At 51.3% G+C, this 24,228-nt stretch carries 28 protein-coding genes and 1 pseudogene; all 29 read right to left on the bottom strand.

Annotated features, from left to right (window positions below; translation table 11 throughout):
* A pseudogene (locus ACTQZS_RS11930) lies at positions 1–202 on the bottom strand (terminase large subunit); the annotation flags it as partial.
* Entirely contained in the window at positions 202–675 is a 474-nt protein-coding gene (locus tag ACTQZS_RS11935; protein ID WP_441476008.1) for a phage terminase small subunit P27 family, read from the bottom strand. The gene ACTQZS_RS11935 and the pseudogene ACTQZS_RS11930, both read right to left, overlap by 1 nt.
* Before the next feature lie 161 nt (positions 676–836).
* Complete coding sequence (locus ACTQZS_RS11940; RefSeq protein WP_441476009.1) at positions 837–1,079, bottom strand: DUF7678 domain-containing protein; 243 nt, start codon at positions 1,077–1,079, stop codon at positions 837–839.
* 15 nt (positions 1,080–1,094) lie between these two features.
* Positions 1,095–1,529, bottom strand: a complete 435-nt coding sequence (locus tag ACTQZS_RS11945; RefSeq protein ID WP_441476010.1) for a DUF7698 family protein — start codon at positions 1,527–1,529, stop codon at positions 1,095–1,097.
* 131 nt (positions 1,530–1,660) lie between these two features.
* A complete protein-coding gene (locus tag ACTQZS_RS11950; RefSeq protein ID WP_441476011.1) occupies positions 1,661–2,062 on the bottom strand; it encodes a DUF4314 domain-containing protein in 402 nt (133 codons plus the stop codon).
* 89 nt (positions 2,063–2,151) lie between these two features.
* Positions 2,152–3,099: an amidoligase family protein gene (locus tag ACTQZS_RS11955; protein ID WP_441476012.1), complete on the bottom strand. Its 948-nt coding sequence runs from the start codon at positions 3,097–3,099 to the stop codon at positions 2,152–2,154.
* A 126-nt stretch (positions 3,100–3,225) separates the two neighbouring features.
* Positions 3,226–3,927 carry a virulence protein gene (locus tag ACTQZS_RS11960; protein ID WP_441476013.1) on the bottom strand — a complete coding sequence of 234 codons (702 nt, stop codon included), beginning with the start codon at positions 3,925–3,927 and terminating at the stop codon, positions 3,226–3,228.
* Positions 3,928–3,978: 51 nt separating this feature from the next.
* Complete coding sequence (locus ACTQZS_RS11965; protein ID WP_441476014.1) at positions 3,979–4,299, bottom strand: hypothetical protein; 321 nt, start codon at positions 4,297–4,299, stop codon at positions 3,979–3,981.
* Complete coding sequence (locus tag ACTQZS_RS11970; protein WP_441476015.1) at positions 4,296–5,555, bottom strand: site-specific DNA-methyltransferase; 1,260 nt, start codon at positions 5,553–5,555, stop codon at positions 4,296–4,298. Before ACTQZS_RS11970 ends, ACTQZS_RS11965 begins: the two co-directional genes overlap by 4 nt.
* 496 nt (positions 5,556–6,051) lie before the next feature.
* Positions 6,052–6,411 (bottom strand): HNH endonuclease, encoded by a 360-nt coding sequence (locus ACTQZS_RS11975; RefSeq protein ID WP_441476016.1) that lies wholly within the window; start codon positions 6,409–6,411, stop codon positions 6,052–6,054.
* Between the two features lie 150 nt (positions 6,412–6,561).
* Positions 6,562–6,996, bottom strand: a complete 435-nt coding sequence (locus ACTQZS_RS11980; RefSeq protein ID WP_441476017.1) for a sigma factor-like helix-turn-helix DNA-binding protein — start codon at positions 6,994–6,996, stop codon at positions 6,562–6,564.
* Complete coding sequence (locus ACTQZS_RS11985) at positions 6,993–7,229, bottom strand: hypothetical protein (RefSeq protein ID WP_441476018.1); 237 nt, start codon at positions 7,227–7,229, stop codon at positions 6,993–6,995. The genes ACTQZS_RS11980 and ACTQZS_RS11985 overlap by 4 nt, the downstream gene beginning before the upstream one ends.
* Before the next feature lie 85 nt (positions 7,230–7,314).
* Positions 7,315–8,700: an SNF2-related protein gene (locus tag ACTQZS_RS11990; protein ID WP_441476019.1), complete on the bottom strand. Its 1,386-nt coding sequence runs from the start codon at positions 8,698–8,700 to the stop codon at positions 7,315–7,317.
* The gene (locus ACTQZS_RS11995) at positions 8,694–9,041 is read right to left on the bottom strand and encodes a hypothetical protein (RefSeq protein ID WP_177964986.1); all 348 of its coding nucleotides are present in this window, start codon (positions 9,039–9,041) and stop codon (positions 8,694–8,696) included. The genes ACTQZS_RS11990 and ACTQZS_RS11995 overlap by 7 nt, the downstream gene beginning before the upstream one ends.
* Positions 9,041–9,325, bottom strand: a complete 285-nt coding sequence (locus ACTQZS_RS12000; RefSeq protein WP_441476020.1) for a VRR-NUC domain-containing protein — start codon at positions 9,323–9,325, stop codon at positions 9,041–9,043. The genes ACTQZS_RS11995 and ACTQZS_RS12000 overlap by 1 nt, the downstream gene beginning before the upstream one ends.
* Complete coding sequence (locus ACTQZS_RS12005; protein WP_441476021.1) at positions 9,318–9,557, bottom strand: hypothetical protein; 240 nt, start codon at positions 9,555–9,557, stop codon at positions 9,318–9,320. The genes ACTQZS_RS12000 and ACTQZS_RS12005 overlap by 8 nt, the downstream gene beginning before the upstream one ends.
* Complete coding sequence (locus tag ACTQZS_RS12010; RefSeq protein ID WP_441476022.1) at positions 9,557–9,892, bottom strand: hypothetical protein; 336 nt, start codon at positions 9,890–9,892, stop codon at positions 9,557–9,559. The genes ACTQZS_RS12005 and ACTQZS_RS12010 overlap by 1 nt, the downstream gene beginning before the upstream one ends.
* A gap of 270 nt (positions 9,893–10,162) precedes the next feature.
* Positions 10,163–12,655 (bottom strand): VapE domain-containing protein, encoded by a 2,493-nt coding sequence (locus ACTQZS_RS12015; protein ID WP_441476023.1) that lies wholly within the window; start codon positions 12,653–12,655, stop codon positions 10,163–10,165.
* Positions 12,656–12,657: 2 nt separating this feature from the next.
* Positions 12,658–13,539, bottom strand: coding sequence for a hypothetical protein (locus tag ACTQZS_RS12020; protein WP_441476024.1), 882 nt, complete (start codon positions 13,537–13,539; stop codon positions 12,658–12,660).
* Positions 13,536–13,868, bottom strand: coding sequence for a hypothetical protein (locus ACTQZS_RS12025; protein ID WP_441476025.1), 333 nt, complete (start codon positions 13,866–13,868; stop codon positions 13,536–13,538). The genes ACTQZS_RS12020 and ACTQZS_RS12025 overlap by 4 nt, the downstream gene beginning before the upstream one ends.
* Positions 13,856–14,179: a DUF7768 domain-containing protein gene (locus tag ACTQZS_RS12030; RefSeq protein ID WP_441476065.1), complete on the bottom strand. Its 324-nt coding sequence runs from the start codon at positions 14,177–14,179 to the stop codon at positions 13,856–13,858. Before ACTQZS_RS12030 ends, ACTQZS_RS12025 begins: the two co-directional genes overlap by 13 nt.
* Positions 14,180–14,336: 157 nt before the next feature.
* The gene (locus tag ACTQZS_RS12035) at positions 14,337–16,319 is read right to left on the bottom strand and encodes a DNA polymerase (protein ID WP_441476026.1); all 1,983 of its coding nucleotides are present in this window, start codon (positions 16,317–16,319) and stop codon (positions 14,337–14,339) included.
* 56 nt (positions 16,320–16,375) lie between these two features.
* Entirely contained in the window at positions 16,376–16,528 is a 153-nt protein-coding gene (locus ACTQZS_RS12040) for a hypothetical protein (RefSeq protein WP_441476027.1), read from the bottom strand.
* A gap of 75 nt (positions 16,529–16,603) precedes the next feature.
* The gene (locus ACTQZS_RS12045) at positions 16,604–17,179 is read right to left on the bottom strand and encodes a DUF2815 family protein (RefSeq protein WP_441476028.1); all 576 of its coding nucleotides are present in this window, start codon (positions 17,177–17,179) and stop codon (positions 16,604–16,606) included.
* Between the two features lie 40 nt (positions 17,180–17,219).
* Positions 17,220–18,341, bottom strand: coding sequence for a DUF2800 domain-containing protein (locus ACTQZS_RS12050; RefSeq protein WP_441476029.1), 1,122 nt, complete (start codon positions 18,339–18,341; stop codon positions 17,220–17,222).
* Entirely contained in the window at positions 18,334–18,666 is a 333-nt protein-coding gene (locus ACTQZS_RS12055; RefSeq protein WP_441476030.1) for a hypothetical protein, read from the bottom strand. Before ACTQZS_RS12055 ends, ACTQZS_RS12050 begins: the two co-directional genes overlap by 8 nt.
* Positions 18,629–18,772, bottom strand: coding sequence for a hypothetical protein (locus tag ACTQZS_RS12060; RefSeq protein WP_441476031.1), 144 nt, complete (start codon positions 18,770–18,772; stop codon positions 18,629–18,631). The genes ACTQZS_RS12055 and ACTQZS_RS12060 overlap by 38 nt, the downstream gene beginning before the upstream one ends.
* Positions 18,773–18,862: 90 nt before the next feature.
* Positions 18,863–19,345, bottom strand: a complete 483-nt coding sequence (locus tag ACTQZS_RS12065) for a LuxR C-terminal-related transcriptional regulator (protein ID WP_178321059.1) — start codon at positions 19,343–19,345, stop codon at positions 18,863–18,865.
* A gap of 885 nt (positions 19,346–20,230) precedes the next feature.
* Positions 20,231–24,226, bottom strand: coding sequence for a type I restriction endonuclease subunit R, EcoR124 family (locus ACTQZS_RS12070; protein WP_441476032.1), 3,996 nt, complete (start codon positions 24,224–24,226; stop codon positions 20,231–20,233).
* Positions 24,227–24,228 lie beyond the last annotated feature (2 nt).

The following is a 24,228-nucleotide window of genomic DNA, read 5'->3' on the forward strand; positions in this document are numbered from 1 at the left end:
GGTCACGGATAATCTGCTCCTGCCACGGGAGAAGCCAGAACCGCTTCCCAGCCCACTTGCCTTTGGTATGACGGAGCATCTCGATAAACTTCACAGCCCGATCTGCCTTGGTCGGATCGTAATGTGAAGTCGGAAGCATGTACTGGGTCGGATGATAGTCTGTGAGCTTTGGCATATCTGCGGGACGTTCCTCGCTTGCCATTACGAATCACCTCCCAGCAGATTTTCCATCTCATCAGTCGGTGCGGTATTCCCCTCATCCGCTATGAGGCGGGACCGGGAAGCAGGCGTAAGACCGAACTCTGCAGCGAACTTCCCCATCTGCTTCATATAGGTCTGTGCAATGGATACCTGTGGCACCTGTTGCCAGTATCCGGAAGGCGTCCGGACGATGGATCCGTGCTGGCTGATGAATTCCTCGGCTTCCTTCCATCTCGCATAGGACTGGCAGTAAGCAGCGAAGGCAGCCATATCAACCTCGGTGAGGATGCCGAGGGCTTCCATCTTCTTTGCGAGCCTGTGCCACTCCTTTCTTGCATCCTTGTCGAGCCACTTCGGACAGGATGGTGCTTTCCGCTCTGGCCTTGGTTCGTTTTCATTCAATTTCCGTTTTCCGGGATTTCCTTCCAGCTCCTTGATTGCTGTCGGAGTCGGCTTTCGACCTCTCGTCGCCATAGGAACACACCTCCTTCCTGCGTGCAAAACAAAAGGACCGCCGAAGCGATCCCGTTCCATGTGGTCTGTATCTGTACGAGAGAAAGAGCCATGCGGCCCTCTCTCGGAATTTTCATTCTAAAATGTAGTGCTACTTTGTAGTGTTTCCGGCAGTGCCGGTGTTAGTTGAATTCCTTCAGCAGGATGGCGTAGGCCAACTGACTTGCTTCATCCTCGGGCTCGATATCCCAGCCCCTGTCATAGTTCAGTGTCATTTCTCCGTTTACCGTAATCGTCAGCTTGCTGATCCTACCGCCGTCGATCCCGTAAGCCTCGCTTGGCTCATCAAAGTGCTTCACTCTGTATTTGCAGACGGTGTAGGTTCCGTCTCCGTTCGGTTCTGCAATGCTTCCCTCACTCCACATGGCTGTCTCCTTCCTTCAGGCAATGCTCATCTTGAAGGCGTGTCCCTTTTCGTAGCCCTTGCCCCAGAGGTCTTTCCGGAGGTTGATCTCGACCATCTCGCCGATGATGCAGCCGGCCTGCTTGAAAAGCCATAAGGTTTCAATGGCGTCGGTTGCCTGGCAGGAGTAGGTGAAGGCCTTGATGCCGTTCTCTCTCATGCAGGTGGTCAGGGCTTCGACATCCCGGTCCCAGATGATGTCGTTGAAGTCGAGGATCTCGTTCTCGTTGTCTCTTGATTTCTCGTAAGCCCTCCAGATCTTGCAGGCGATGTCGCCCTTCGCTGCCATCCGGTCCTTGGCTTCGCCGTAAGCCTTCTCTGCGGCATCCTGCCCCTCGTCGGTTGTGGCCTCCGCGTATGCCTTCCTTGCTGCTTCCATCGCCTCGTAGGTTTCTTCGAAAATGTTCATCATGGTTTTGTCCTCCTTGCTATGTGCTTGTTGCCTTTTCCTTTGGCATGTACATATATCACTCTGAATCCCTTTTATAGCAAGGAAATGTAGATCATAATCTGCACAAGATTCTTGTGCGAAAACTGTGTATCTTAGACCTCGCCCTTCATGATGAAGTTCGCGTATTCCTTCGCATGATCCATGAGGAAGATCACCAGCTCATAGTAGCCAAGGCGGTTAGCAATGCTCTGTACCATCGGCACATCGAACATGTTCGTCTCTCCGGTATCCCGGATTGCAAGGATCTGGTCCCGGACAGTCTTCGTGAACTCCCCGACCAGCAACCGACAACGGTCTGCTCCGTAGGCGACGTTCAAGGAAGACCCGTTGTCCCAGCGGACCATTATCGATCCGGCATCGTCTACCCCGATGACTGTTCCCTTGGTCCCTACAGGCGGTGCCTGTGGATCCTCCATCTGGATCATCTCAACCCTTGCTCCTGCTGGGTAGTGCTCCCGCAGTTCTTTCAGTTCTTTCTCACTTGGAAATCTCATAGTGGTTTCTCCTTTCCGAAGGGATACCCTTCTACCACCTTAAGCCCGCGACTCTCGCGGGTAAGGTAGCCGAAGGCTGTCTCTTCGGTTTATGCAACTCTTCCGTTTCGGAAGGAAGTGTCGCCTGCAAGGTTCCTTGTGAGGATTTCCCTTGCGGTTTCAAACTCGTCCCCGATGAAGCCCATCCGAAGGAGCCAGGTGCGCATCGCGTATTTCGGATTTTCGTGCTGCGGCTCTTTTGGGCTTGCGCTCTTCTGGATCTTCGCCGCTGCAGAAAGGGCGAGGCAAAGCTGGATGTAGCTCTTTAATTCTCCGGCGTGCAGGCCTCCGCGCTTGCCGTTTCCGGCGTCTGCAAACTGGAAGAGGCGGAATTCGATCGTGCCCTTTGTGAAGGTTGCGTGGAGGTTCAGCATGTGATAGCGGCTGGCATTGTAGTGCTCCCTTCTTCCGTAGCTTGCGTGGTTCTCTTCGTACCAGATGTCTGCAAGCTGCTGCATGGTTTCCGGCTTCTTCTTGTTGAGGCGGTTCAGGAATCCCTTGTCTACTGTCTGGCAGTAGCGGTCGATGCGGCTTCTGTCCAGCCGGAGGGCGCTGATCAGGAGGCTCTCGTGGCTTGCCATCAGGTTTGCCAGTGTCCGGAGCGTCTTTGCGTTGTGGCCGTTCGCACCGATGTGAATGTGAACTCCGCACATGTGGCTCGGGTCGCTCTTGGCTCCTGCGTGGCGAAGCTGCCGTACCAGTTCCTGCAGGCTCTCGATATCGTCCCAGGTGAGGATCGGCGTCACCATCTCGCAGGATTCTTCATCCCTTGCTGCCCGGATGCTGGCGTCCCGCTGGAATTTCCATTCCCGGCCCTGTGCGTCCCAAGCGCTCCATGCTCTGTATCCGTTTCGTCTTGAGGTATCCTCGTGTCTTCCGGTTCCGAAGAAGGTGGCGGCAACCTCAGCTGCCCTGCTTCTTGCGATTCCGTACATCTCGACCTCAACTCCGATCGTCTGCTGCTTCATGGTTTCGATTCTCTTCTCTGTATCCTTCATGGTTTGCCTCCTTGTTGGCTTATGTGTTTTCCCTTTTGCATGTGTATTAATCACTCTGAATGGCACTTATATCCAGTCAATTCGGAGGTGTATATCTCACAAAATCCCGGAGAAGAAATCGTGTATTTATTCCGGCTTGCTGCCGTTCCGGAAGGCGGAATTGCCGGTAAGATTCTGAAGCAGGATCTTCCTCGCCGGCTTGTATTGCGGTCCGATAAAGGCCATCCGGAGAAGCCATGTGCGGAAGGCGTACTTCTCGTTGTCTGTCTCTATCGGCCTGCTGCTCGCATGCTTCAGTTCCTTTGATAGCTTGCAGAGCTGGCTGATGAAAAGCGTGTAGGCCTTTGCCTCATCGGCGGTGAGCTCCCGGGTAAACCAAGGAAACTCGATCTTGTTTTCTGTCACCCGGATCCTTGTGTCGGTGATTCCGAGCGCCTTCTTGATGAGGCTGTCCTTGGCGCTGATCAGGTTGGTAAGCGTTCCGACGTTCGCAGCTGAAAGCGGCAGGCTGATCGTGAGCCCGGTCGTTTCTCCCTCAGGCTCCTGTGCCGGCTCTATGGCTTCCTGTACGGTTTCCTGCCCGGGCTCCGGGTCTGCCGGCTGCTCCGCATCCGGGTAATAACCCATCTGGCCAAGTCGAACCATCACCCTACCAAGCTTCTCTTCATCCTCGCAGATGACTGCGCCTTCCTTATCAACCGTGATGTTTCCGATCTTGTAAGCGCAGGTCGGTACGAACTGATACTCGGCTGCCTCTCCGGTGATCGCGGCAATGGCATCCACCAGCGCCTTCCTTTCTTTTCCTGTCATGTTGTAGTTTGCTCTCATGGTATGTACCTCCTTTGGTACGTACATAGATCACTCTTTCGGCGGCACATATCAACTCATTTCTGTAATAAGATTGCACAAAATTAAGTCGTCCTTATCGACGCGAATGTATACGTCTTCGAGGCAGTTCAGGATAATCGGAGCATCCTCTCCCATGTAGGGAAGAGCACGGATCGTGTTGTAATTCACCCATTCGGCAGCATCCTCATAGGACCAGCCCTCCGTATCCATCAGCCACTCAACCATGAGCTCATAGTCATAGACGGCTCTGCCATCATCGGTCACACCGATCAGAGCATCGTCGTAGCTGTAGTTCGTGAGATACTTGACTCCGTCATAGCCATTCTCCAACAGTCGCTCCTCGGCATTCATGCGGATTCCTCCTGCGGCATATCTGCTGCCGCCTCCTCAAACGTGAGCTTCTGGCCATCACGCATCACATACACATCCGATGTCTTGCCACCTTCGTGCTCGATGTATCTCTTGACGATCACGTCGACGAATTTCGGATCCAGCTCAATGCCTCTACAGATCCGGTTGGTTTCACAACAAGCGATCAGCGTACTGCCGGAACCAAGAAACGGATCCAGCACGATACCATTTGTCGCGGAACTGTTCCGAATCGGATAACTCATGAGCACCACCGGTTTCATCGTCGGATGGTCCTTGGAGGATCGCGGCTTATCGTATTCCCAGACCGTTGTCTGCTTGCGATCGGAGTACCACTTATGAGTTCCCTTCTGCTTCCAGCCATACAGGCACGGTTCATGAATCCACTGGTAAGGGCTGCGTCCCAGCACCAGACTGTTCTTTTTCCAGATGCAGCAGCCGGAAAGATAGAATCCGGCGTCCTTGAATGCCTTCCGGAAGTTCAGTCCTTCGGTATCTGCATGCCAGACGTAGATCGAACCATCATCGGCGAGGTTATCATGCATGCAGGTATAAGCTGAAAGCAGAAACTTGTAGAAATCCTCATCGGCCATGTTGTCATTCAGGATCTTGCCTGCTGTTTCTTCAACGTCTACGTTATACGGAGGATCGGTCAGCACCAGATTTGCCTTCTGACCATCCATCAAAGCAACATAGTTCTCTTCATTGGTGGAATCACCACAGAAGACTTTGTGCTTTCCAAGAAACCACATATCGCCGGGCTTACTCATGGTCGGCTTATTGAGTTCCTCATCCACATCAAAGCTATCTTCTTCCACCTCTTTATCGCAGACCTTATTGAAAAGCTGCTCCATCTCCGGAGGCTCAAATCCGGTGAGCGCCGTGTTGAAGTCGGACGCTTCGAGGTCCTTCAAGAGATCGGCGAGCAGGTCTTCGTCCCATGCGCCGGTGATCTTATTGAGGGCAATGTTCAGTGCCTTCTCGCGGGTCTTATCAATATTGACGACAGCGCACGGAACCTCAGTATAGCCAAGGTCCATCGCTACGGTCAGTCTCTGATGTCCGCCGATGATCGTCATATCGGAATTCACGACCAGCGGATCAGCAAAGCCGAACTCCTTGATGGAGTTCTTGATCTTCTCATATTCCTTATCACCCGGTTTCAGCTTTTTTCTCGGGTTGTATGCTGCCGGTTTCAGTTCCGTCACCGGTATGTTCTTTAGGATTGGTGTTTCCATTCTCTTCCTCCTTCATTCGTTTTCTGTGCCGCCAGCTGTTGTAAGCCCAGCGACATCTGTCTGAGCAAAACACCCGTGGCCTGCCCATCGGATTCCGTCCCATCGGCTTCCCGCACCACGGGCAGAACTGCTTTGCACAGGACGCGAGGAATTCCGAGAGGTCAGGTGTTTCAAAGTTCTCATCCATCACGCCCTCCCCGGCACCGCCGGATTCTCCGTACTCGAAAGTCAGAACGTACTCGAAAGTCTGCCGAGCGTGGAATGGAAATTTCTGCGCGAAATTCCAAGCTACTGCCGCGTCATTCCGCGCACGAAAAAACCGCAGAGAAGGCGCTTGTTTCCACGCTTTTCTGCGGTTTTGGTATGTAAATTTGTATCTGCCCGGGCGGGCCTTAACCCCCGGGGTATCAATTTCGCGGATTTCAACGGAAGAGGGGCCGGCGGTCCCTGGGGCCTCTGGCTTTAGAGATTTTTACCTCCCCCGCCTCGCTTAAAATCAGTAGCGATACGTTGGTGTCTCGTCCTGATTTCTCGTCTTCTTGTCGTGACACTTCTTGCAGAGTGCCTGCCAGTTGGAACGATCCCAGAACAGCTTTGCATCACCTCGATGCGGAACAATGTGATCCACGACCGTTGCCGGTGTTGCAATGCCTTTCTTCAGACACTCCTGACAAAGCGGGTGGAGCTCCAAGAACTTCTTGCTCTCGCGTCTCCATCTTGCGTTGTAGCCTCTTGCCGCTGCGGACCTTGTCTCCTCTGGGTGCAGGCTCTTGTGTTCCTCGCAGTACTTCTGCCCGGGTGGCACGAGGTTCGGACACCCCGGATGTCTGCAGGGGACCATTGGTTTGTATGGCATGTCCATCACCTTCGCTTCCCATAACAAAAGCCCCGGAGGTTTTCCCTTCGAGGCTTCCTTCATCCTATCTTGCTGATTCTACTATATCATAAGTGCCACCCTGACTTCCCAGGACAAAACCGGCACTTTTCAAAATTTATGAAAAAAGTTTTATTCGCCCATCTCTTCTGCACTCTCTGGCACCACCACATGCGTAAGAGCCCGTTCATGCCACCGGCGAATGGTCCGGTCGCTGACGCCAAGCTCTATACTGATCTCTGACCAGCTCATGTTCTTGAGGTATCGGTATGTGAGAACAAGACGCTCGTCCACATCGTTAACCTTGGACAGTACCTTGAGGATCTCCTGCTTTAAGAGAATCAGCTGACTGAGCTCTGTAGAGATCTTCTGCTCCATTTCCCAGATCCGCTCCAGTGTCTTCACGAATGGTGCGTCGGTCGGATGATTCGGATTGTTGTGCTCATCGAATCCGGGACTTCCGACACTTGCGGCAAGGGTCTTCAGGTTATCGAGTTCTGACTGCTCCAGCTGAATCCTTTGATCCAGCCGGTACGCCTGTGAGAGATATTGCTCCGCTGTCATCATGCCGCCACCTTCTCTCTCAGCTTCCGGATCAGATAATCCGGATCCACACCGGTCAAGACTCCGTACCAGCCGGAGTGGAAGAACTTCTCAAGCCGCATGGCTTCATCCATCGCCGTCCTGTTTTCCGGATTCTTTTTGAGCCTTCTCAGTGCAGTCAGATAGTCACGCGCTGCCTGTGCCACGATGGCATTTGCCAGATTTTCATACGGGTCGGATCCGTAATTCTTGTTCATATGCAGCCTCCTTGAAATACGTCACTTCAGTTCCTCGGATTGGCATATGTTTGTCGTTGATTTTCTCTGATTGACTCTGATTGGCTTACTTGAGACGTGCCTTTACGGCCCGGATCAGATTCTCCTGTGTGGTGTTCTTCCCATCCAGTGCTTTCAGGACATCCTCATCAATCGTGCCCTTCGTCACGATGTTGTGAATCGTCACGACCTCGGTCTGTCCCTGACGGTTGAGTCTCGCATCTGTCTGCTGTCGCATTTCCAAAGACCAGCAAAGCGAAAACCATATCAGGATATGACCGCCGTGCTGCAGGTTCAGACCATGCCCGGCAGAGGCCGGTGAAATCAGGGCAATCGGGATCCTGCCTGCATTCCAGTCAGCCATATCCTCTGCCGTCTTCAGATCCCGGACTTTATATCCCTGCTCTGAAAGGTATTCCAATATCCTCGACCGGTCATGCTGGTACCAGTAGGCAATCAGGACATTCTGGCCAACCGCCTCCTCGATAAGATCAGACAGCATTTCCAGCTTCCTGTCATGGATCCGGATCACGTCATGGTCCTCGTTGTAGACTGCGCCGTTCGCCATTTCCAAGAGCCTGCCGGAGAGAACGGCTGCATTGGCGGCATCGATCTCGGCATCACCGACCGTAAGAACCAGATTTGCTCTCATTTTGTCGTACTGCTTTTTCTCGGCAAGACTCATCTCTACGGTGTGAGTGACAGTCAGGCACTCAGGCAGATCCGGAAGATAATCCTTAGATTTCATCGATACACTGATGTCACTGATCTTCTTATAGATCGCCTCCTCGGCACCCGGCAGAGGGATGTATTCATAAACCACTCCGGTGTAAGGATTCTGTCTGCCGGGCTTGAAGTACGCCTCCCGATACCGGCTGATGAACCTGCCGAGGCGCTTGCCCTGATCGATAATGGCAACCTCACCGAAAAGATCCAGAAGCCCATTCGATGCCGGGGTTCCGGTAAGGCCCACAATCCGCTTCATGAACGGTCGGACCTTCCGGAGGTACTTGAACCGCTGTGATTTGTAATTCTTGAAGCTCGACAGCTCATCGATGATACAGAGATCGAACGGCCACGGCTGATGGCGCTGCTCAAAGCACTCTACCAGCCATTTGATGTTCTCCCGGTTTATGACATACACGTCTGCCTGCTTCTGCATGGCTGCAGACCGCTCCTTTGCCGATCCCACGATCACCGACATCTGAAGGAACCTTGTGTGCTCCCAGGTATCCCTGCATTCCTCCGGCCACACATCCCTTGCCACCCTGAGCGGTGCTACCACCAGTGTTTTATGGACCTCGAACGAATCAAACATCAGGTCCAGAACCGCAGTGAGGGAGATCGCCGTTTTTCCAAGACCCATGGAGAGGATCAGAATCGATTCCGGGTGGCTCTCAATGAAATTCACGCAGTAGTTCTGGTAGTCATGGAGCTGCTCCCGCTTCAACATCGGCGCACCTCCGCTCCTATGAGGCAGGTGATTTTGCCGACCGTATGGGAGATTGCGCTCCGGTCGAGATCCTTCTGGCAGATCAGATCCGCCAAGGTACCAGCCTCTGTCCGGAGCTCTTCCATCAACTGCTTATGGTGTGCGTGGTCCTCGCTGATCAGCTCGTTCAGCTCATGGATGCATTCCTCATCGTCTGCATGCTGCAAATCAATCTCGTTCATCCACTCGACGACTGCCTCTTTCATCTCTTGCCCCATCTGAGTTTCGATAAGATACAGGAGATCCTCACCAGAGAGAACCGTCGCGATTGTTCCATCTTTCAGCCTGATCAGATTTCCCATCATGCACCTCCCGCAATATCCGCAAGTATCTCCGGAATCTCATCCGGATCATCAAGGACGTAGACCCTGAAGCCGAGGGTCCGGAGGCGGATGTGCCTCCGGATCTGCAGCTTTCTCGGTTTCTGTCCCGGTGCCTTCACTTCCACAAATCCCATCTTGCCTTGCGGCATCAGGACGATCCGGTCCGGCATGCCATTGGTGCCGGGAGAGATAAACTTCGGACACCAGCCGCCTGCTGCCTTCACGGCAGTGACAAGGCGCTGCTCGATATCCCTTTCACACATGCCATCCATCTTCACCCTCCGTGTCGATTCCGTTCATAGCATTTGCCATGTGGTAGATCGAATCGTCGGCATCCGCCAGACTGTCAAAAACCGCAATCGGCATCCGGACCTGATCCTTCCCGGTACCACGGACGGCATACACGCAGGCCTTGCCGCACTTCATCTCGCTGGAGATCACGCCATCAAAGCGGTCCAGATTCACAATGGTTCCCATCTGTGTATAAGCAAACATTATTTTCTTCCTCCTTTGAACAGTGACTCGGACAGTTCATGTGCCATCTGCACCACTTTCCAGTCGACTTCGTTTCTTGTATCGTTTCTGACATCTCCGTAGAACACGTCGATGTATTCATTGCTGAGATCCGGGTGTTCCAGAAACATGCGATCCTCTGTATCGGAACAGACCTGATTCACTTTATCCATCGCCCGGACGATCTTTTCTACGTCCTTTTTCGGCATCACCTCTGACAGGGTGGTGATCACCTCGCCATATACCGTCTTGAACAGACGCAGCGCGGCTCCCGCTCTCATGTACCTCTCTACCGTTCTGTCTTTACGACTCTGCATCGTCATTTTTCCTTCCTTTGGGACAAACGGATGGACAACGGGTCAAAAATCCCCTTACGCGCGTATACGCGTATGCGCCCACATGCGCCCGTCCTTTTATTACTAAAATATTCATTATTTTGTGCTATATAGAAAAGAAACAGGGTTGTGCCATTTCAGCTCAGAAAGGCCCGTAAATAAAGGCTTTTCTGCCGGACAACCAGATTGGGACAAGGTGGATCTCTGCTTGTCCCGTCTGCCTCGTCCACGGGCTGCTTGTCCCATGAGATGTCACTCTTCGTCCGTTTTTCGGATATACACCCGCTGGCGACCATACGCATGATCAGCCCTCCTCTCACCTGTTTTTTCCCAGTTCTCCATCCGCTCCATGATGGCAGCGATGGCATAACTGTCTTTGGGCTCAATGTCCGCCTGCTTCTTGCCGAAGCATTCGCACCAGATCTCGATATTGCTCACGACCTGACGCTGAACCTTGCCCTGTGCCCGAAGAGGATCGTCGCCATAGAGGAAGTAGTTCCTTCTCTCGTCGATGGCCATCTCCTCCCAGTTCTCCGGAAGGAGGGTATCCAGATACTCTCGCACCATGCCTTCACGGTCGTCCTGTTCCATGGCTTCCTTCTGCTCGCCCTCGGCATAGCCCTCAAGATCCGCAGAAAGGTACAGCTTCTCATCCGGCTCCAGCACTTTGACCTCAGCCCAGATCTGATCGATGGTTTCCTGATTGAGGTCCCACGGGTGATACTTTCCCTGCCCGGTGACCTTCACGTTCCAGTAGCGCCGGTTTCCGGTGATATCCCGGAGATACCCTTTCTCTGCATTCGTCGTTCCGAAAAAGACACACTGCCTCGGATGGGGCTCGACCCTGCGTCCGAAACTGGCACGATACTTATCGTCCCGTCTGCTGACAAAGGACTTCACCTTGTCGAGGTCCGCTTTCCGCATACCAGCGAGCTCTCCGATCTCATGGATCCAATAGCCCTGTAGCTTCTCAGCAGCCGTCTTGTCGTTCATGTCCGACATACTGAGAGAATCCGAGAACCACTCCATCCCGAGCTTCGAGATGAGGGTGCTCTTTCCAATGCCCTGCGGTCCGTTCAGAACGATCATGTTGTCGAACTTCGCACCGGGATCCTTGATCCTGCGGAGAGCAGCGCACAGCTCTTTCTTCGTAACGGCATGCACATATGCGTTATCCTCAGCTCCAAGGTAATCGACAAGGAGAGTCTCCACTCTGGGAATTCCGTCCCACTCCGGAAGTTTCTGGAAGTAGTCCCGGATCGGGTGGTAGCTCCTATCGTCCGCCGCCTTGGTGACTGCAAGATCAAAGTTCCGCTGGGAAAAAGTTCCATAGTGTTCATCGATGTAACAGATAAGCTGCGCATCATCCGCGTCCCGCCAGTAACGGCCCGGATGTTTCCACGGAACATCACCGGCAATTTCCATGCCGTCTGCCAGCTGGTTGAAGACAATATTCTTCATATACGGGTCGTTCTTCATAATGAGAAGAAGGTTATGCAGGTTTCCGAGAAGTTCTCCTGTCCTCTTGTTCCGCTGGAGTTTCTTCATCCATTTGGTGTCGCCATTCGGGCTCTTGGCGCTGCCAGAACTGCCTGAACTACCAGCGCCACCGGAATCGCCAGAGCCAGAGTCGGAAGTTCCCTCTTCCTCTTCAGAAAAATCACCTACGGCTTCCTGCTTCCTCCACCGCATGGCTTCTTCCTGCGTCGCCTCATCGTTTGCCGCAAACTCCGTCATCTTCTGAAGAGACTTCTTCGGGTCGTCATCGCCAAAAAGGTGCACCCGCACAAGGTCAAAACTATTCAGCAGCTGACCACAGGCAGGATCCGAGGCGTGGTGGCTGTAGGCAAACTTATCGTCGTAGACCACCACTCCGGCAGAACTGGAGGCACCGATATAGTGCCAGCGGTCATCCCGGTCGCCCGGCTCATAGATGTTCTGGAGAATATGTTCCATGACATCCGTGATGGAGTGCGCCCGGCAGAAGTTCCCGACAAGACCATTCTTGGTCAGGGGATCCTCCTGCTTTTTCTGCTGCCTTGCAAACTCTCTCTTCTCATCCGGAGATACCGGCAGGGTTGTGACATCCCACCATTCCGGATGCGCTGCAAGGAAGGTATCCGGATTCAGAACGTCTCCGTCAAATACCTCGCAGATATACTCGCCATCGGACGGGCACGTCGGCCAGAACATGAGCTGATTGATCTCAAACGAGCAGACATCCACCTGACTCATGCCAAACTCCGCAGCCAGGTACCGGGCAATCGCGTTCGTCTCATCCGGTGTCATAGGGCGTGTCGTAGGAATCACAATCCGGCCTCTCGGCTTTTCCGGCGTGTGGCTGTGCGTCGTGTAGAACACCGAGGCATACTGGTGATGTTCCCGGTACCAGTCAAGGAAGCCGAGCTCCAGCTTATCCTCGTCCAGCGTGATCGCTGTGCGATACAGGACCTCTTCCTTTTTTCTCCGCTTGCCCTTGAAGATGCCTGCGACAAAGCCGCCTTTATCCTTGGCCTCATCACGCTCTGCCCGTGACATCTTCTGATATTCTGCGACCATCTCTGCTGTCCGGATCGGCTCCTGCAGCTTCTCGCAGAGATCGCCAAAGCTGATTTCCATCGGATTCCATGTGCCTGCCTTCCGGCTGTTTCCGACACTGATCTTCAGCATCAGGTCTTTAGGGTCGGGACTGTCCCGCCCGGTGTCCGAAGTTGTCCCGACTGTAGGTTCCATTACTGCTTCCATACTCAATCCTCCATCAGATATTCCTTGGCCTGATAGGCTTCCGGATTGTTGCGCTGTCTGCCTTTCCGGTACGGCTTGATCCATACCTCCCTGCCACTCTTGTAATGCCGCATGTGGCCGATAACACCCCAGCAGGGGCAATTCATATGCCTGATCGGGGCCGCATAGCGTCTTAGTTCTTCGTCATCAACGCGGATCATTCGGACCGACCGCTCCACGTGTTTCTTTGGAATATATTCACCGCTGTTGCCACACATCTGCTTTCTTCCGGTCGATGTATAGAACACAGTCGGGCGATGCTTTAAGGCACGCTGAATTGCGAGATATGACATCTTGATCCCCCGGAAAATCTCAAGCAGTTCCGGATTGTATCTGTCTTCCGCGATCATGCAGCCTTCCACAGTATCCGGATTGATCCAGTGAACATCCTGCCCGGTTGCGGTCATGGAATCTTTCCCTAGATGGATCCTTACCGCGTAGATCGTCAGGACAGCATCGATGGCATCGGTCTTATCGAAAGACAGATACGCATCGATGACGGGCTTTGTGATCTGCGTGCAGTCGTCTCCGACTGGAATAGTGACTGTATCCCTCATTGCTGAGCGCTTAAAGCGCACGAGCACCGAACGCGGATTCCTAAGCGGTGCCGGCTCACGGGCGCTTAATGTAAATTCTGGAAGTGCGGGTTTCTCCAGCAGATCAATACCGCGATCCTCCATAGTTTCAAACATGGCCACCATGTCATACAGGGCCTCTTCCGAGGTGTGGATCGTATCGAGCTTTTCAAATCCGGTCGGATGTGACCACGTGGCTAGTGCCCTTTTCTGATCCGCCTCTGTGTTGTCAAATCCAGGTGCCATCAGGGTCCGTTCCATGTTGATCATCCGACTACCTCCCGTCTCTGTTCATCGAGCACCTTTATCACAAACTTCAGAGCATTGATGATCGTGGTAAGCTCCGAATCTCCTGCCATCTCCAGTACAAATCCATCCACGTTGCCATCGCTGTCATGAGTCTCCTTCACTCTCATGTCGGTATCCATGATGTTCTGCAGGCGAATGTAGGTCCGGGAAGCGTGTCCATAGCTGTCTCCCTTATATCCATTCGTACCCGCCTCGACTTCGAGGATGTTTTCGCCAGATGCGACCTGCCTTTTGAATGTGTCAACCGCTACACGATTGACGTCTCTTTCTCCGCTGATTACTTCGTACATATCCATTCCTCCTGCCCTGTGGGCGTTATTCTGCGGACCGGTATTCCGAGCTTCTCTGCTTCCTTCATCTCCCGCTTCATTCCACCAGAGATCTCATCTCCGAAAGCCCAGAGCTCGTCGCATCTCTTTAAGAGAGCGAGGTCCATTTCGATTGCGGCATCTCTTTCCGTCTCTTCATCCAGAAAAAGCGGCAGGTAGAGATGCGGTGTTACGGGGATTGCTCCCCTGTCCACAACCATCCGGCTGTAGATCTTTGCCCGTTCCGTATTTAGGGAGATGTTTCCTGAATATGGCGAGCAGACGTATACAATCTATTTCTCACGCACATGAGTGCCTCCTTTCCGGAGCAACAAAAAGACTCTTATCTGTCCCTCCATAACTCACAGGACAGAAAGAGCCCATTTGAACAAAATCTGATGGTATTTTTTAGAAAAAATCGCTGTCCCGCTGGAACTTGTCCCGGGTCCCTCAGTCTTTCATGTAGAAATCGCAGGTGTAACCATCTGCCCGAAGGATAAGTCCCGGAATCCAGTCCGGCGTTTGTCCCATGCGGTCACAGATCTCATCGAGAGACACCGACTCTTTGCACTCAATCACCAGCTCATCATGGATGTGTGCGCAGATGAAAGTCTCCTGCAGATTCTTCATGGCATTGCAGAGAATATCTCGGCAGACCGCCTGTGTGATGTTCTCGACGAGCTTTGGGCCATAGGTCTGGACGCGATTCCAGTGCCTTGTGGAATCAAGCCCCATGTAGGTGATGCAATCGCTGCCAAATTGGTTGATACCGATCCTTGGCTGTACATAGGACAGCATCCGCCCAGACGGCAGCGTAATGAAAAGCATCCCGGACTTGCAGATAAAGCGGAACCCCCGCACCTCTGTGGCGGTGTGCTCCCGAACAGCTTTCATAGCCGCTTTATCGACGTCCCACCAGAATCGGACAACATGTGGATTTGCCTTACGCCACGCTGTCACGATCGGCTGCAGCTCTTCTTCCTTCAGGCCCATGTCCAGAGCTCCCATCGCCTTAAGAGCCCCCACAGAGCCGCCATATCCACAGGCCAGCGTCGCGATTTTGCCTTTTTGTCTGAGCTCGCCGTTGATGCCATGCTTCACGACCGGTTTATGGAACATTGCCGATGCGGTCGCGCAGTAAATGTCCTCGCCCCGGGCAAAGGAATCCATGGTATGCTGCTCTCCTGCGAGATACGCGAGCGTCCTTGCTTCGACACTGCTGTAGTCCGCCACATAGAATTTGTACCCGGGTTTCGGAACCAGCGCGGTACGGATGAGCTCTGAGAGAACTTCCGGCACAGAGTCATAGAGCATTTCCAGAGCAGCATAGTTTCCCGTCCGGACAAGCTCTCTCGCCTCTGCCAGATCCGGCATGCTGTTTCTTTTGAGGTTTTGGAGCTGGACAAGTCTCCCGGCAAACCGCCCGGTCCTCGGTGCGCCCATGAACTGGAACATGCCTCGAATCCTTCCGTCCGGGCAGACAGCTCTCTCCATCGTCTGGTACTTCTTGATGGATGACTTGGCTGTCTGCTGGCGGAGTTCCAGAACCTGCTTTACATGGTCTGGAGCTTCATTGATCAGGGCTGCCACCTGTTTCTTTCCAAGTGTATCCGTCTCAACACCCTGCTCCGCCAGGTATCCTTTCAGCTGCTGCACGGAACCGGGATTCTCAAGACCAGTGAGCTCTGTCATCTCCTCCATGTAGGCATCGTGCGTTTTTGCATCGATGGCGATCGCATTCTTCACAAGCTGCATGTCAATTCTGGTGCCCCGGTCGTTAATCATCTGGTCGATCCGGTATTCATCCCAGACGGAATCCGGCACTGGGTATTTCTTCAGCCGTTCCTGAATGGCGACTTCCACCTCCACATCGCGGATGTTGTAGGACTTGAATACAGCCCACTTATCCGCAGCATCGGAGGACCTGTTTCTTGTTCTGCCGCCATTCGATGTGGTCGGCTTGCAGGGCGTGCAAAAGTATCGGATGAGATCCTTGCCCTCGGTCATCTTCTGATCCTCGAGCTTTAACACTGCGCCTACCTGTGCCAAGGACATCGGAAGCCCCAGATAGGCAGACCAGACCATGGAGCAATGCCATGAGGTCGGATCAAGGTAATCTCCCACGGTATCCTCCGGGGAGCTGTAGCTTTTAAAGTACCGAGGGTATTTTCGACGCAGGTAGGTGGAAAGACACACGCGCTCGAAGTTGCAGTTGAATGCCCATTTGGTGACAGAAGGATCTGTCAGTACCTTCAGAATCTCCTCCGGGATCATCTCCCCGGATGCAAGGTCGATGGTCTTCACGGGTCCGTGATCGATGGAATAGCCGAACAGCAGAATCTCAAAATCCGGAGATGAGCAGTATCGATATACACCGCATTTATTCAGGTCGACGCTGGAAAACGTCTCCACGTCGATAGATATGTTTTTCATAGATACCTCCATAGAAAAAAGCCGGGCAGGATCTCTCCCGCCCAGCCCCGTCGTCATTATTCTCTGACCATCTTTGCCTTGATCCAGTGTCCCAGTTTTCGGAACAGCTTGATCAGGTTCTTGATGATGTACACCCAGCCGACAATGCAGCCTCCCATGCAAACACCAAACACGCATGCAATGATCATGTGAATCATGAATTCGTACATTGGAATTTCCTCCTTGGATTGTCAGGATCCTTGGACAGCAGGATCACGCCTGCCGTCCCGGATCGGATTATTTGCTCAGTCGAGAAAGCCCTCATCGTCGTCATCATCCACATCAGCGAAGTCATCCTGTGCGCTGCTGCGGCTGCCAAGCGGCTCGCCATCGCGGATCTTCTGCAGGTTGTTGAGGCCGCAGGCGATGCCACGATTACCAGAGCTGTTGAAGGCATAGAACGAAATGCTCGCTCTGCCATACACACCGCTGTAGACCTCGGAGTGATCGAGGATCTCCTGCCGGTCTGCATCCACGATGCCCGGTGCCGTTGTCGAATTGGCGTTGATGAAGTAGCATCCCTTGTATGCCTCATCATCCGGGCGCTCCGTATCGCCATCCCGGAGCGGAGTCTTGATTGCGGACAGCGGCGGCACCGAGCGGCCATTGCCCTTGAGCTTCCCCTCGCCCTCCTCGTAAGCGGCCTGAATGGCAGCCTTGATCTTCTTCACGGTCACGGTGTCAGACTTCGGGATGATCAGGCTCACGCTATATTTCGGCGTGCCGCCGTTGATACTCTTTGCCTGCCAAACATTTGCATAGCTCCAGCGGGTATCCTTACCAGTTACAACCTTTGTCGGATTTACGAATTTTGTAGACATAATCTTTTCTCCTTCTGCCCTGTCCGGGCTCTTGTCCTTGTTACTCATCTTTGAAATCATCTGCAGCCGAATTCATCTCCGGTCGCTTGTCGCTTTGTGGAACTAAGGTCGGTTTCCCGGAAGGCCGCTCCACAAGACCTCCCAGCAATTCATCGAACTTCTTTCTGCCGAGCAGAGATGTCATTGCTGTGATTCCCCTGAGTTTCTTCTCATAGGGGTCGTAGCCCGCTGCCGTAACTGCTTCTGCAACAGCATCCTCGTTGGTGTATCTCCGATTGGCTCTGCCCTCGACGAGTTTGAATCCCTGCCACTTTTTCCCGGACAGTGCCTTTTGCAGTGCGTAGTCTTTGATGTCATTTCCCCACGCGATCAGCTGGTCGACCTTGGGCAGAATCACCTCAATCTCGACATCCTCAAGCGTGGCGGGCATGGCAAAGTCGTACTTTGCAAGTTCCAGATTCATTTCGGCCCGCTTCCGGCAATTTGCCTTCACTGCACAGAACTGGCAGTGATCGCCGGCATGAAATTCACCCTCGCCGACAAAGGCGAGCTTTGCTGCCGGCACCAGCACCTCGTCCGCCCACTTCAGGAGATCCTCTTTACTCATCACGGTCTCGCTGATGTTGGACAGACGCGGCTGGAAGATCACCATTCGGACGTTTTTGATGTCATAGATGCCGTCGAACATATCCACACAGCCAAGCGCATAGCATTTAAGCTGCGAGGAACTGCTCTCAACCTTGATTCCGGTTCCGTACTTCAGATCGATGATCGTCAAGGTTTCATCGCCGGCAATCAGGCAGTCAGCGGTTCCGAAGGATTCCGGAATCCAGCGGGAAAGGTCCAGCCTCTGCTCTACCAATACGGTAGGATCACGACAGGTTTCCTTCTCCTTCTGTATCTGCTCCATCACATAGGTGGCGTAGTCATCCGTTGCGGAATCCATCTCCTGATCGAAGCAATCTAGATCCTCAGTAGGATCCCTGGCCTTCATGCCGAGCGCCTTCTTCAGCTTGTACTCGGCAAGGCTGTGTGCGCAGGTGCCCTGAACGGCGTACTCGGAAGTTCTCCCTCCGGTACCTGTGTTGAGCTTTGCGGAAGGCGGACAGGCGATCCAGCGGTTACTGGACGATGCCGACAGGAATGCGTGCTGATCAGGCATCGGGGATCACCTCCGCATCTTTCAGAAACCCTGCGTACTGTTCCGGCTTCAGCTCTGAGAGCTTATGCACACCGTACTTGGTGAGAAGCTCCCGGATCGCATCCGTATTGGCCTTGGAAACTCTTGTCTTCTTTGCCATGATGCCCCGAAGCTCCTCGAACGAGATCTGCTTTGGCGAATCCGCCTTAGGCTCCAGCTTCTCCGGTTCCGGTTTCTGCTCCGGCTCTGAGAAGAGCTGCCTCAGGGAATCGGAAACAGTAATCAGCTTCTCTCCACATTCCTTCAGCTCATTCAGCGTCAGATCCAGCTCGCTCATCTTTGACATGGCTTGTACCTCCCTTCTCAATCCAGCAGGTGATCCGATCGGTAAGGATCGAGACCACCCGCAGGAACGCGACGACATCGTCGTGATCAAATGATTTGTTTGTCATATCGCTTGACTGTCCTTTCTGGAGGGTGATTGGTTTTTGTTCTTAACCCCTCCATAACTCACAGGACAGTTCCGGATATTTTGAACAAACTCAGCTGAGAAGTTTTTTCAGGTTCTTGAGGGCTGCTCTCCGGCGATAAGAAACCGTGGTCTGTGCCATGCCAAGCTCTGCCGCGATAGCGTGATCAGATTTCCCATCCGAAAACAGCTGGAGAATTTTCTGATCCCGATCTATCAGTGTCGCCATTGCCGCATACAGCTGCTCATATTCCTCTTTCCGGATCATTGCTTCCTCCGGCGTTTCATAAGAAGCCGGAACCTCAATGCCATCCTCTGTCAGCTGCTCAAGGGAAAGCGGCGCACCGTCGCGGAGCCGGTCACACTTGGTGCAGTCGCCCATGCAGCGATGTCCATCAATCTTGCAGCGGGACGCTCTTCTTTCCTGCTGCTTCTCCGCCCAGTACGGCTGCTTATATGCGCGATATACTTTCTCGGTGACGAATACTGTCTTTGTCTCTTTTTTGCCTTCATCGTTCAGAACTGGTACATTGAGATAGAACTTCTTTTCTTCCATGATTTGCCTCCTGAGCCGGAGGCACGGAAGGCAGGAAGAAAGATCTGACCGGAAAGATCAAAGGACCCTTGGAGCCGATACGAGTGGGCACAAAAAAGGCGCACGAAAGTAAGGCTCCCGACATTCCAGATCCACCTATCCCGTAAGAGATAAGGAATCTGTTATGTCGACATCCTGCCTTCGTGCGCACTCTGGCTCGATATTCGATTTTTTTAATGTGATTGAATTGCTGACTACTGATCTGCAGTCAGGGACGACGGGTTACATTAGGTACTTCTGGTTGTCATGGTGGGTCTCTCATAGTTGCCTCCTTTTTGCCTTCATGTATATGCGGACCATTTGGAGCTGATTTTGAACGGGTCTCCGATATTTTTTCTGGAGAATAGCTGCCGGTTTGAGCGGTACATATCCTGCCATGTGTATGCGGACCATCCGGAGCAGAATCGGAAATCCTCTCAATAAGAACCATAAAAATCAACCGGCCTTTCTGCTTATCTACGGACACAAGCGACCCGTTTTTGTGTTGTTCGGGTAACATTTCTCTCTCAAATATCAGTTCAGAAATTAACCGCCTGCTTCTTCGCTCTCACAGTACGGACATTTGCTGTCCGGTTTGATGGGGTATCCATAAGAAATCTTTTTTTGTTTTCCTTACGATCACAGGCTATCACAAGGGCCCGTTTTGCCCGTTGGACTAACTCCAACACTGCAAAAGCGCATAAACACTTAATTTTCCAACTTGAAGTTATTTTGTGGGCCAGAAAAGGCACTAAATTTCGCGGATGAGTGTTGGAGAAAGTTCAACACCCGAATTTCAAAATTTTGAGCAAAAAAAATAGACCGGATTTCTCCGATCTATTTCATAGTAATGTTGATGTTCCGAGGTCAGATGGGTGGCTGGTGAATCAGGTATTCATAGTGCTCCTCTTTCAGCTCATCATATGTTTCTGAATAATCCATTGCCCAATTCATATGCAGAATCTGAGAATAAACACTGTTTTCCACGCCTTTATTTCCCGGAAGCAAAACGTTTAATGTAATCTCAGAAAGCTGAAGCATTCTGGCGCTTACACGAGACGGAATGTGAATTCCGAGGCATGCAGAAACGACATTTGATTTGTTTAGATTCTCTCCCTTCTTCAGATTGCTGATAGTGGTATTATCCAAACCGGTCTGTGATTTTAAATTTCTGATACTGACATTACAAATCTGATTGCTCATGAGCTTTGTGAGTGCTTCACCGAATTCCAAGCCGCCTATCGCCTTGAGCATCTCGGTAGAGATCTCACTAACGAGATGTAGTTTCAACTTATCCTCATCAGACAAACGTGATAATTCATCATAGTAGTTAAATGACTTACTGGCCAGAGATTCAGGCAATGTAAGGTAGTAGAGGTTTCCTTCGTCGTCTACCACAAATTGAAGGAAACATTCTTCTTCATGTTCCTTTGCGTAGGCGGTCAGTGCATAAGCGCCTTTCTCATCCCTCTCCAGATATTTCTTGTCTAATACACACAGCTTATTTTCAACATAAGCAAAACAGTCTGTATCAAAAAGACAGGCCAACGCTTTGCTTTCAGAATACCATTTCTTCAGCTTGCCTTTCTTCACTGATGTTGTGACATGCTTCCCGGCCATATTCTGTTCGGTGAGAACCACACCCACAGGTTTTCGCTGCTGATTATTATCGTTCGTAGTATGCTTCTGCTGGTCTCGTCGATCAGGGTTCTCATCATTTGAATATCTATCCGGATATGGATCCTGGCCTCCAGTGAGAAGAAACTGGCGCAGATAGAAGTCGACATACATAGCAAGCCGTGAAGTTCTATAATCATCGTGATAGACACTGATAAAAAATTCCGTAGCTTTCTTATTGTCGACACTTTCCTTCAGCTCATCAAACTTGCCATGCGCCTCTATCGTTTCAGCTGTTGGATTCTGTTCCAGAAGCTCTCTCAGAAGCCGTTCATAACAGCCTAGGCGTTTGACGACCCTTTTAATTCTGGCATTCTCCTCCCACTTCATCATTTCAGAAATATATTCTCTGAAAGGCTTTCCCGGAACAATATTGGCATCCCCGGCCTGAACATCGTGGATGAAGATCTTTGCGTACTTCTGTTCCTCCGGCGAAAGCATGGAAAAAGACTTATGTAAATCCGAAAGTGTTCTGTCCAGTGTCTCCTGATCATATTCACCTTGGATGACCTTAAGAAACTTTTCAAAACGGGAGTCCATATAATCAGCATCGATCTTTGCTGTATCATACTCCGTGATATGAATTGCAACGTCATAAGGAACGTCTCCTTCGCGCCCGCCTCCACCGCCGTGAGCCAGTTCCTTATATCTTGCCAGCATTGCCAGATAGGTCATTTCATCAAATTCCATGACTATCTGCGTTCCGTCATCAAACTGATAGATATCCTTATCCCAGCGGAATCCTTGGATTCTCGCCGCCTGAAGAAAGACATCAAACTGATTGAACAGTTTGGCAAACTTACGCTTAGCTGATGAATCATCCGGCAGACTTTCAAAGTCCTTGATATCAGCCGCGTCAAATATCTCCTTGATCTCTTCAAATGTTTTATTCAGATTCCGGAGATTCTTGGGAAGCTTGTCTACAAATAAACCCGTAGGAACGTTCCCGGAATATGCTTCTACCGCTGCCTCGATGTTTTTCTCCATCGTATTCGGTCGACGATAGTATTTGATAATACCGAACGGTTTCTCCGATTCATTGAACAGCCGGTTTGTCCGTGAAAAGGCCTGAATAAGATTTTCATATTCCATGACCTTATCCAGATAAAGCGTGTTTACCCACTTCGAATCGAATCCAGTCAGCATCTGATTGACGACAATCAGTAAGTCGATCTGCTGATCCTTCTGCAATCTTTCATAAGGTTTCTTATGAGCAAGTCGAAGACTGACATCCTTCCGGAACCTGTCGTAGGTCGGAATCGTAAATCTCTGGCCGAACTTATTATTATAATCATCAAGCATCTCAACGATGCCATCTTCTTTTTCAAGAGACCCGCCACCACCTTCGTTGTCGATCGTCGGGTCAAACATGGCTGTGATCGCGAGTTCCGGAAGTTCAACCTTCATCATCCGATAATATGCTACGGCTTCAGGAATACTGGATGTAGCAAAGATGGCGTGGAATTTTCCACCACGGCTATAAATAAGCCATTTGCTCTTGATATCGGAAATGACGCCTTCCTTATATTTCTGTGTTTGATACTGTTCGTTCGGGATAAAATCCTCAATACCGCTTATCCATTTGCCATCAACCTTCTCACCGTACATTTTTATCTGAGAAGAATCCATGTATTTATAAAAGATCTTCTGCTTCTTCTTATCCTTCATCACTTCTTCAACAGTTTCTGCCTTTGCCTTAGCGAGTGCAACTTGCTGACGAAGTTCGAAGTCATCATAGATCTTGACCATATAGGGGTCAAAGCCGAGAACATTCTTGTCTCGAATGCCGTCCGCCAAAGTATATCTGTGAATTTCACTTCCGAATAACGTGGATGTCGTGCTGTCCTTCTTAATATTTACATCCTGTATCGGTGTTCCGGTGAAGCCAAAAATAATAGAATGCTTGAATGTATCCTTGATGTCAGTGAGCATTTCACCAAATGTTGAGCGGTGACATTCATCAATAATGATGACAATTCTTTGAGCCTGAATCTTTCTAAAGTCTGCATCCTTTAATCCCTTCATATCAGCAGAGATATTGCTCAACTTCTGGATAGATGTCACGATCAGGGTGTCATCAGAATCATCACTCTTTAATTTTCCAATTAGTACATTTGTATTCTCCGTTGCCTGAACAGACTCCGTTTCGCTGGCGAATGCCCTGTATTCCTTAAGAGACTGTATTCCCAGTTCTTTTCGATCAACTAAGAAAATAACCTTATCGGCATCATGCGAACTAGCAATCAACTGTGCTGATTTGAAGCTCGTCATCGTCTTCCCTGATCCAGTTGTATGCCATACATACCCGCCGAGCTGTGCCTCCTTGGTATCGTCATCCCAGTTTCTCTTGGTGACACGATCAGCAATGCCAATAGCGGCGTAGTACTGATAGCTTCGCATCACCTTCAAGATGCCGTCGTCGGTATCGGCAACGGTATAAAAACCGATTAACGTGTGTGCCATCGGAATATTCAGCAGATTCGCCGTCACCCTATCCCATCTGTTGATAGGTACATTATCGAAATCTGCCCAGTGAAAGAAGAAAGCAGGATTGAAAACACCGTCTTCACCGGGATTTGCGAAATAGACCGTCTCCTCTGGTTCCATGGCGACAAACACTTGAACTAGCGAAAAGATCCCCCGGAAAACACCTTCATGGGAGTACTTGATGATTTGATTATATGCGTCACTAACCGGGACATTGCTGCGCTTCAGCTCAATGTGGATAACCGGCATGCCATTTATGAGTAGCATCAAATCGCCCCTGCGATCATTCAGGATCGGGGACTTGGTTTTGAAATGCGGTTGTTCGGCAATTTGGTATCTACTTTCACCGTAGGCTATCTCCTGACGGTCATATATCTTCAGACTGACTTCCTTCCCGAAATGTAATGTGTCATCCGGGTTATCTCTGGTGATAGATACACTTCTACCATTGATGAAGCCATTCAAATTCAGTGGAGTACGAAGGTTGATGACCTGCTCCATGATCTGCTGCATCTCGCTATCTGTCAGCGGACAATCATTAAGACGATTCTGCTGTCTGTTATTATTAAAGAGAATCGCTGCCCAGTTTCTGAGCAGATCTTCCTCCGAAGGGTGATAAATAACCTCCGATTCCCATCCATTTCGTACCAGCACGTCTATGACGGCTTTTTCAAAGTCAGATTCTTTTTCAAATGTCATTC

This window comes from Bilifractor sp. LCP19S3_H10 (genome assembly GCF_052119185.1).
Classification (GTDB): domain Bacteria; phylum Bacillota; class Clostridia; order Lachnospirales; family Lachnospiraceae; genus Bilifractor.

Coding starts and splice junctions, on each gene's coding strand:
- ACTQZS_RS11980 (WP_441476017.1), bottom strand. CDS start 6,996: ATGATGACAGCGGAGCAATATCTCTCACAGGCGTACCGGCTGGATCAA.
- ACTQZS_RS12070 (WP_441476032.1), bottom strand. CDS start 24,226: ATGACATTTGAAAAAGAATCTGACTTTGAAAAAGCCGTCATAGACGTG.
- ACTQZS_RS11970 (WP_441476015.1), bottom strand. CDS start 5,555: ATGGAAACACCAATCCTAAAGAACATACCGGTGACGGAACTGAAACCG.
- ACTQZS_RS11985 (WP_441476018.1), bottom strand. CDS start 7,229: ATGAACAAGAATTACGGATCCGACCCGTATGAAAATCTGGCAAATGCC.
- ACTQZS_RS11955 (WP_441476012.1), bottom strand. CDS start 3,099: ATGAAGGATACAGAGAAGAGAATCGAAACCATGAAGCAGCAGACGATC.
- ACTQZS_RS11940 (WP_441476009.1), bottom strand. CDS start 1,079: ATGTGGAGTGAGGGAAGCATTGCAGAACCGAACGGAGACGGAACCTAC.
- ACTQZS_RS12010 (WP_441476022.1), bottom strand. CDS start 9,892: ATGCAGAGTCGTAAAGACAGAACGGTAGAGAGGTACATGAGAGCGGGA.
- ACTQZS_RS11965 (WP_441476014.1), bottom strand. CDS start 4,299: ATGAATGCCGAGGAGCGACTGTTGGAGAATGGCTATGACGGAGTCAAG.
- ACTQZS_RS12000 (WP_441476020.1), bottom strand. CDS start 9,325: ATGTGTGAAAGGGATATCGAGCAGCGCCTTGTCACTGCCGTGAAGGCA.
- ACTQZS_RS11975 (WP_441476016.1), bottom strand. CDS start 6,411: ATGCCATACAAACCAATGGTCCCCTGCAGACATCCGGGGTGTCCGAAC.
- ACTQZS_RS11995 (WP_177964986.1), bottom strand. CDS start 9,041: ATGGGAAATCTGATCAGGCTGAAAGATGGAACAATCGCGACGGTTCTC.
- ACTQZS_RS11960 (WP_441476013.1), bottom strand. CDS start 3,927: ATGAGAGCAAACTACAACATGACAGGAAAAGAAAGGAAGGCGCTGGTG.
- ACTQZS_RS12025 (WP_441476025.1), bottom strand. CDS start 13,868: ATGTACGAAGTAATCAGCGGAGAAAGAGACGTCAATCGTGTAGCGGTT.
- ACTQZS_RS12040 (WP_441476027.1), bottom strand. CDS start 16,528: ATGTACGAATTCATGATTCACATGATCATTGCATGCGTGTTTGGTGTT.
- ACTQZS_RS11935 (WP_441476008.1), bottom strand. CDS start 675: ATGGCGACGAGAGGTCGAAAGCCGACTCCGACAGCAATCAAGGAGCTG.
- ACTQZS_RS11950 (WP_441476011.1), bottom strand. CDS start 2,062: ATGAGATTTCCAAGTGAGAAAGAACTGAAAGAACTGCGGGAGCACTAC.
- ACTQZS_RS11990 (WP_441476019.1), bottom strand. CDS start 8,700: ATGTTGAAGCGGGAGCAGCTCCATGACTACCAGAACTACTGCGTGAAT.
- ACTQZS_RS12050 (WP_441476029.1), bottom strand. CDS start 18,341: ATGCCTGATCAGCACGCATTCCTGTCGGCATCGTCCAGTAACCGCTGG.
- ACTQZS_RS12065 (WP_178321059.1), bottom strand. CDS start 19,345: ATGGAAGAAAAGAAGTTCTATCTCAATGTACCAGTTCTGAACGATGAA.
- ACTQZS_RS12005 (WP_441476021.1), bottom strand. CDS start 9,557: ATGTTTGCTTATACACAGATGGGAACCATTGTGAATCTGGACCGCTTT.
- ACTQZS_RS12045 (WP_441476028.1), bottom strand. CDS start 17,179: ATGTCTACAAAATTCGTAAATCCGACAAAGGTTGTAACTGGTAAGGAT.
- ACTQZS_RS12055 (WP_441476030.1), bottom strand. CDS start 18,666: ATGTCAAAGATGAGCGAGCTGGATCTGACGCTGAATGAGCTGAAGGAA.
- ACTQZS_RS12060 (WP_441476031.1), bottom strand. CDS start 18,772: ATGACAAACAAATCATTTGATCACGACGATGTCGTCGCGTTCCTGCGG.
- ACTQZS_RS12035 (WP_441476026.1), bottom strand. CDS start 16,319: ATGAAAAACATATCTATCGACGTGGAGACGTTTTCCAGCGTCGACCTG.
- ACTQZS_RS12020 (WP_441476024.1), bottom strand. CDS start 13,539: ATGATCAACATGGAACGGACCCTGATGGCACCTGGATTTGACAACACA.
- ACTQZS_RS11945 (WP_441476010.1), bottom strand. CDS start 1,529: ATGATGAACATTTTCGAAGAAACCTACGAGGCGATGGAAGCAGCAAGG.
- ACTQZS_RS12015 (WP_441476023.1), bottom strand. CDS start 12,655: ATGGAAGCAGTAATGGAACCTACAGTCGGGACAACTTCGGACACCGGG.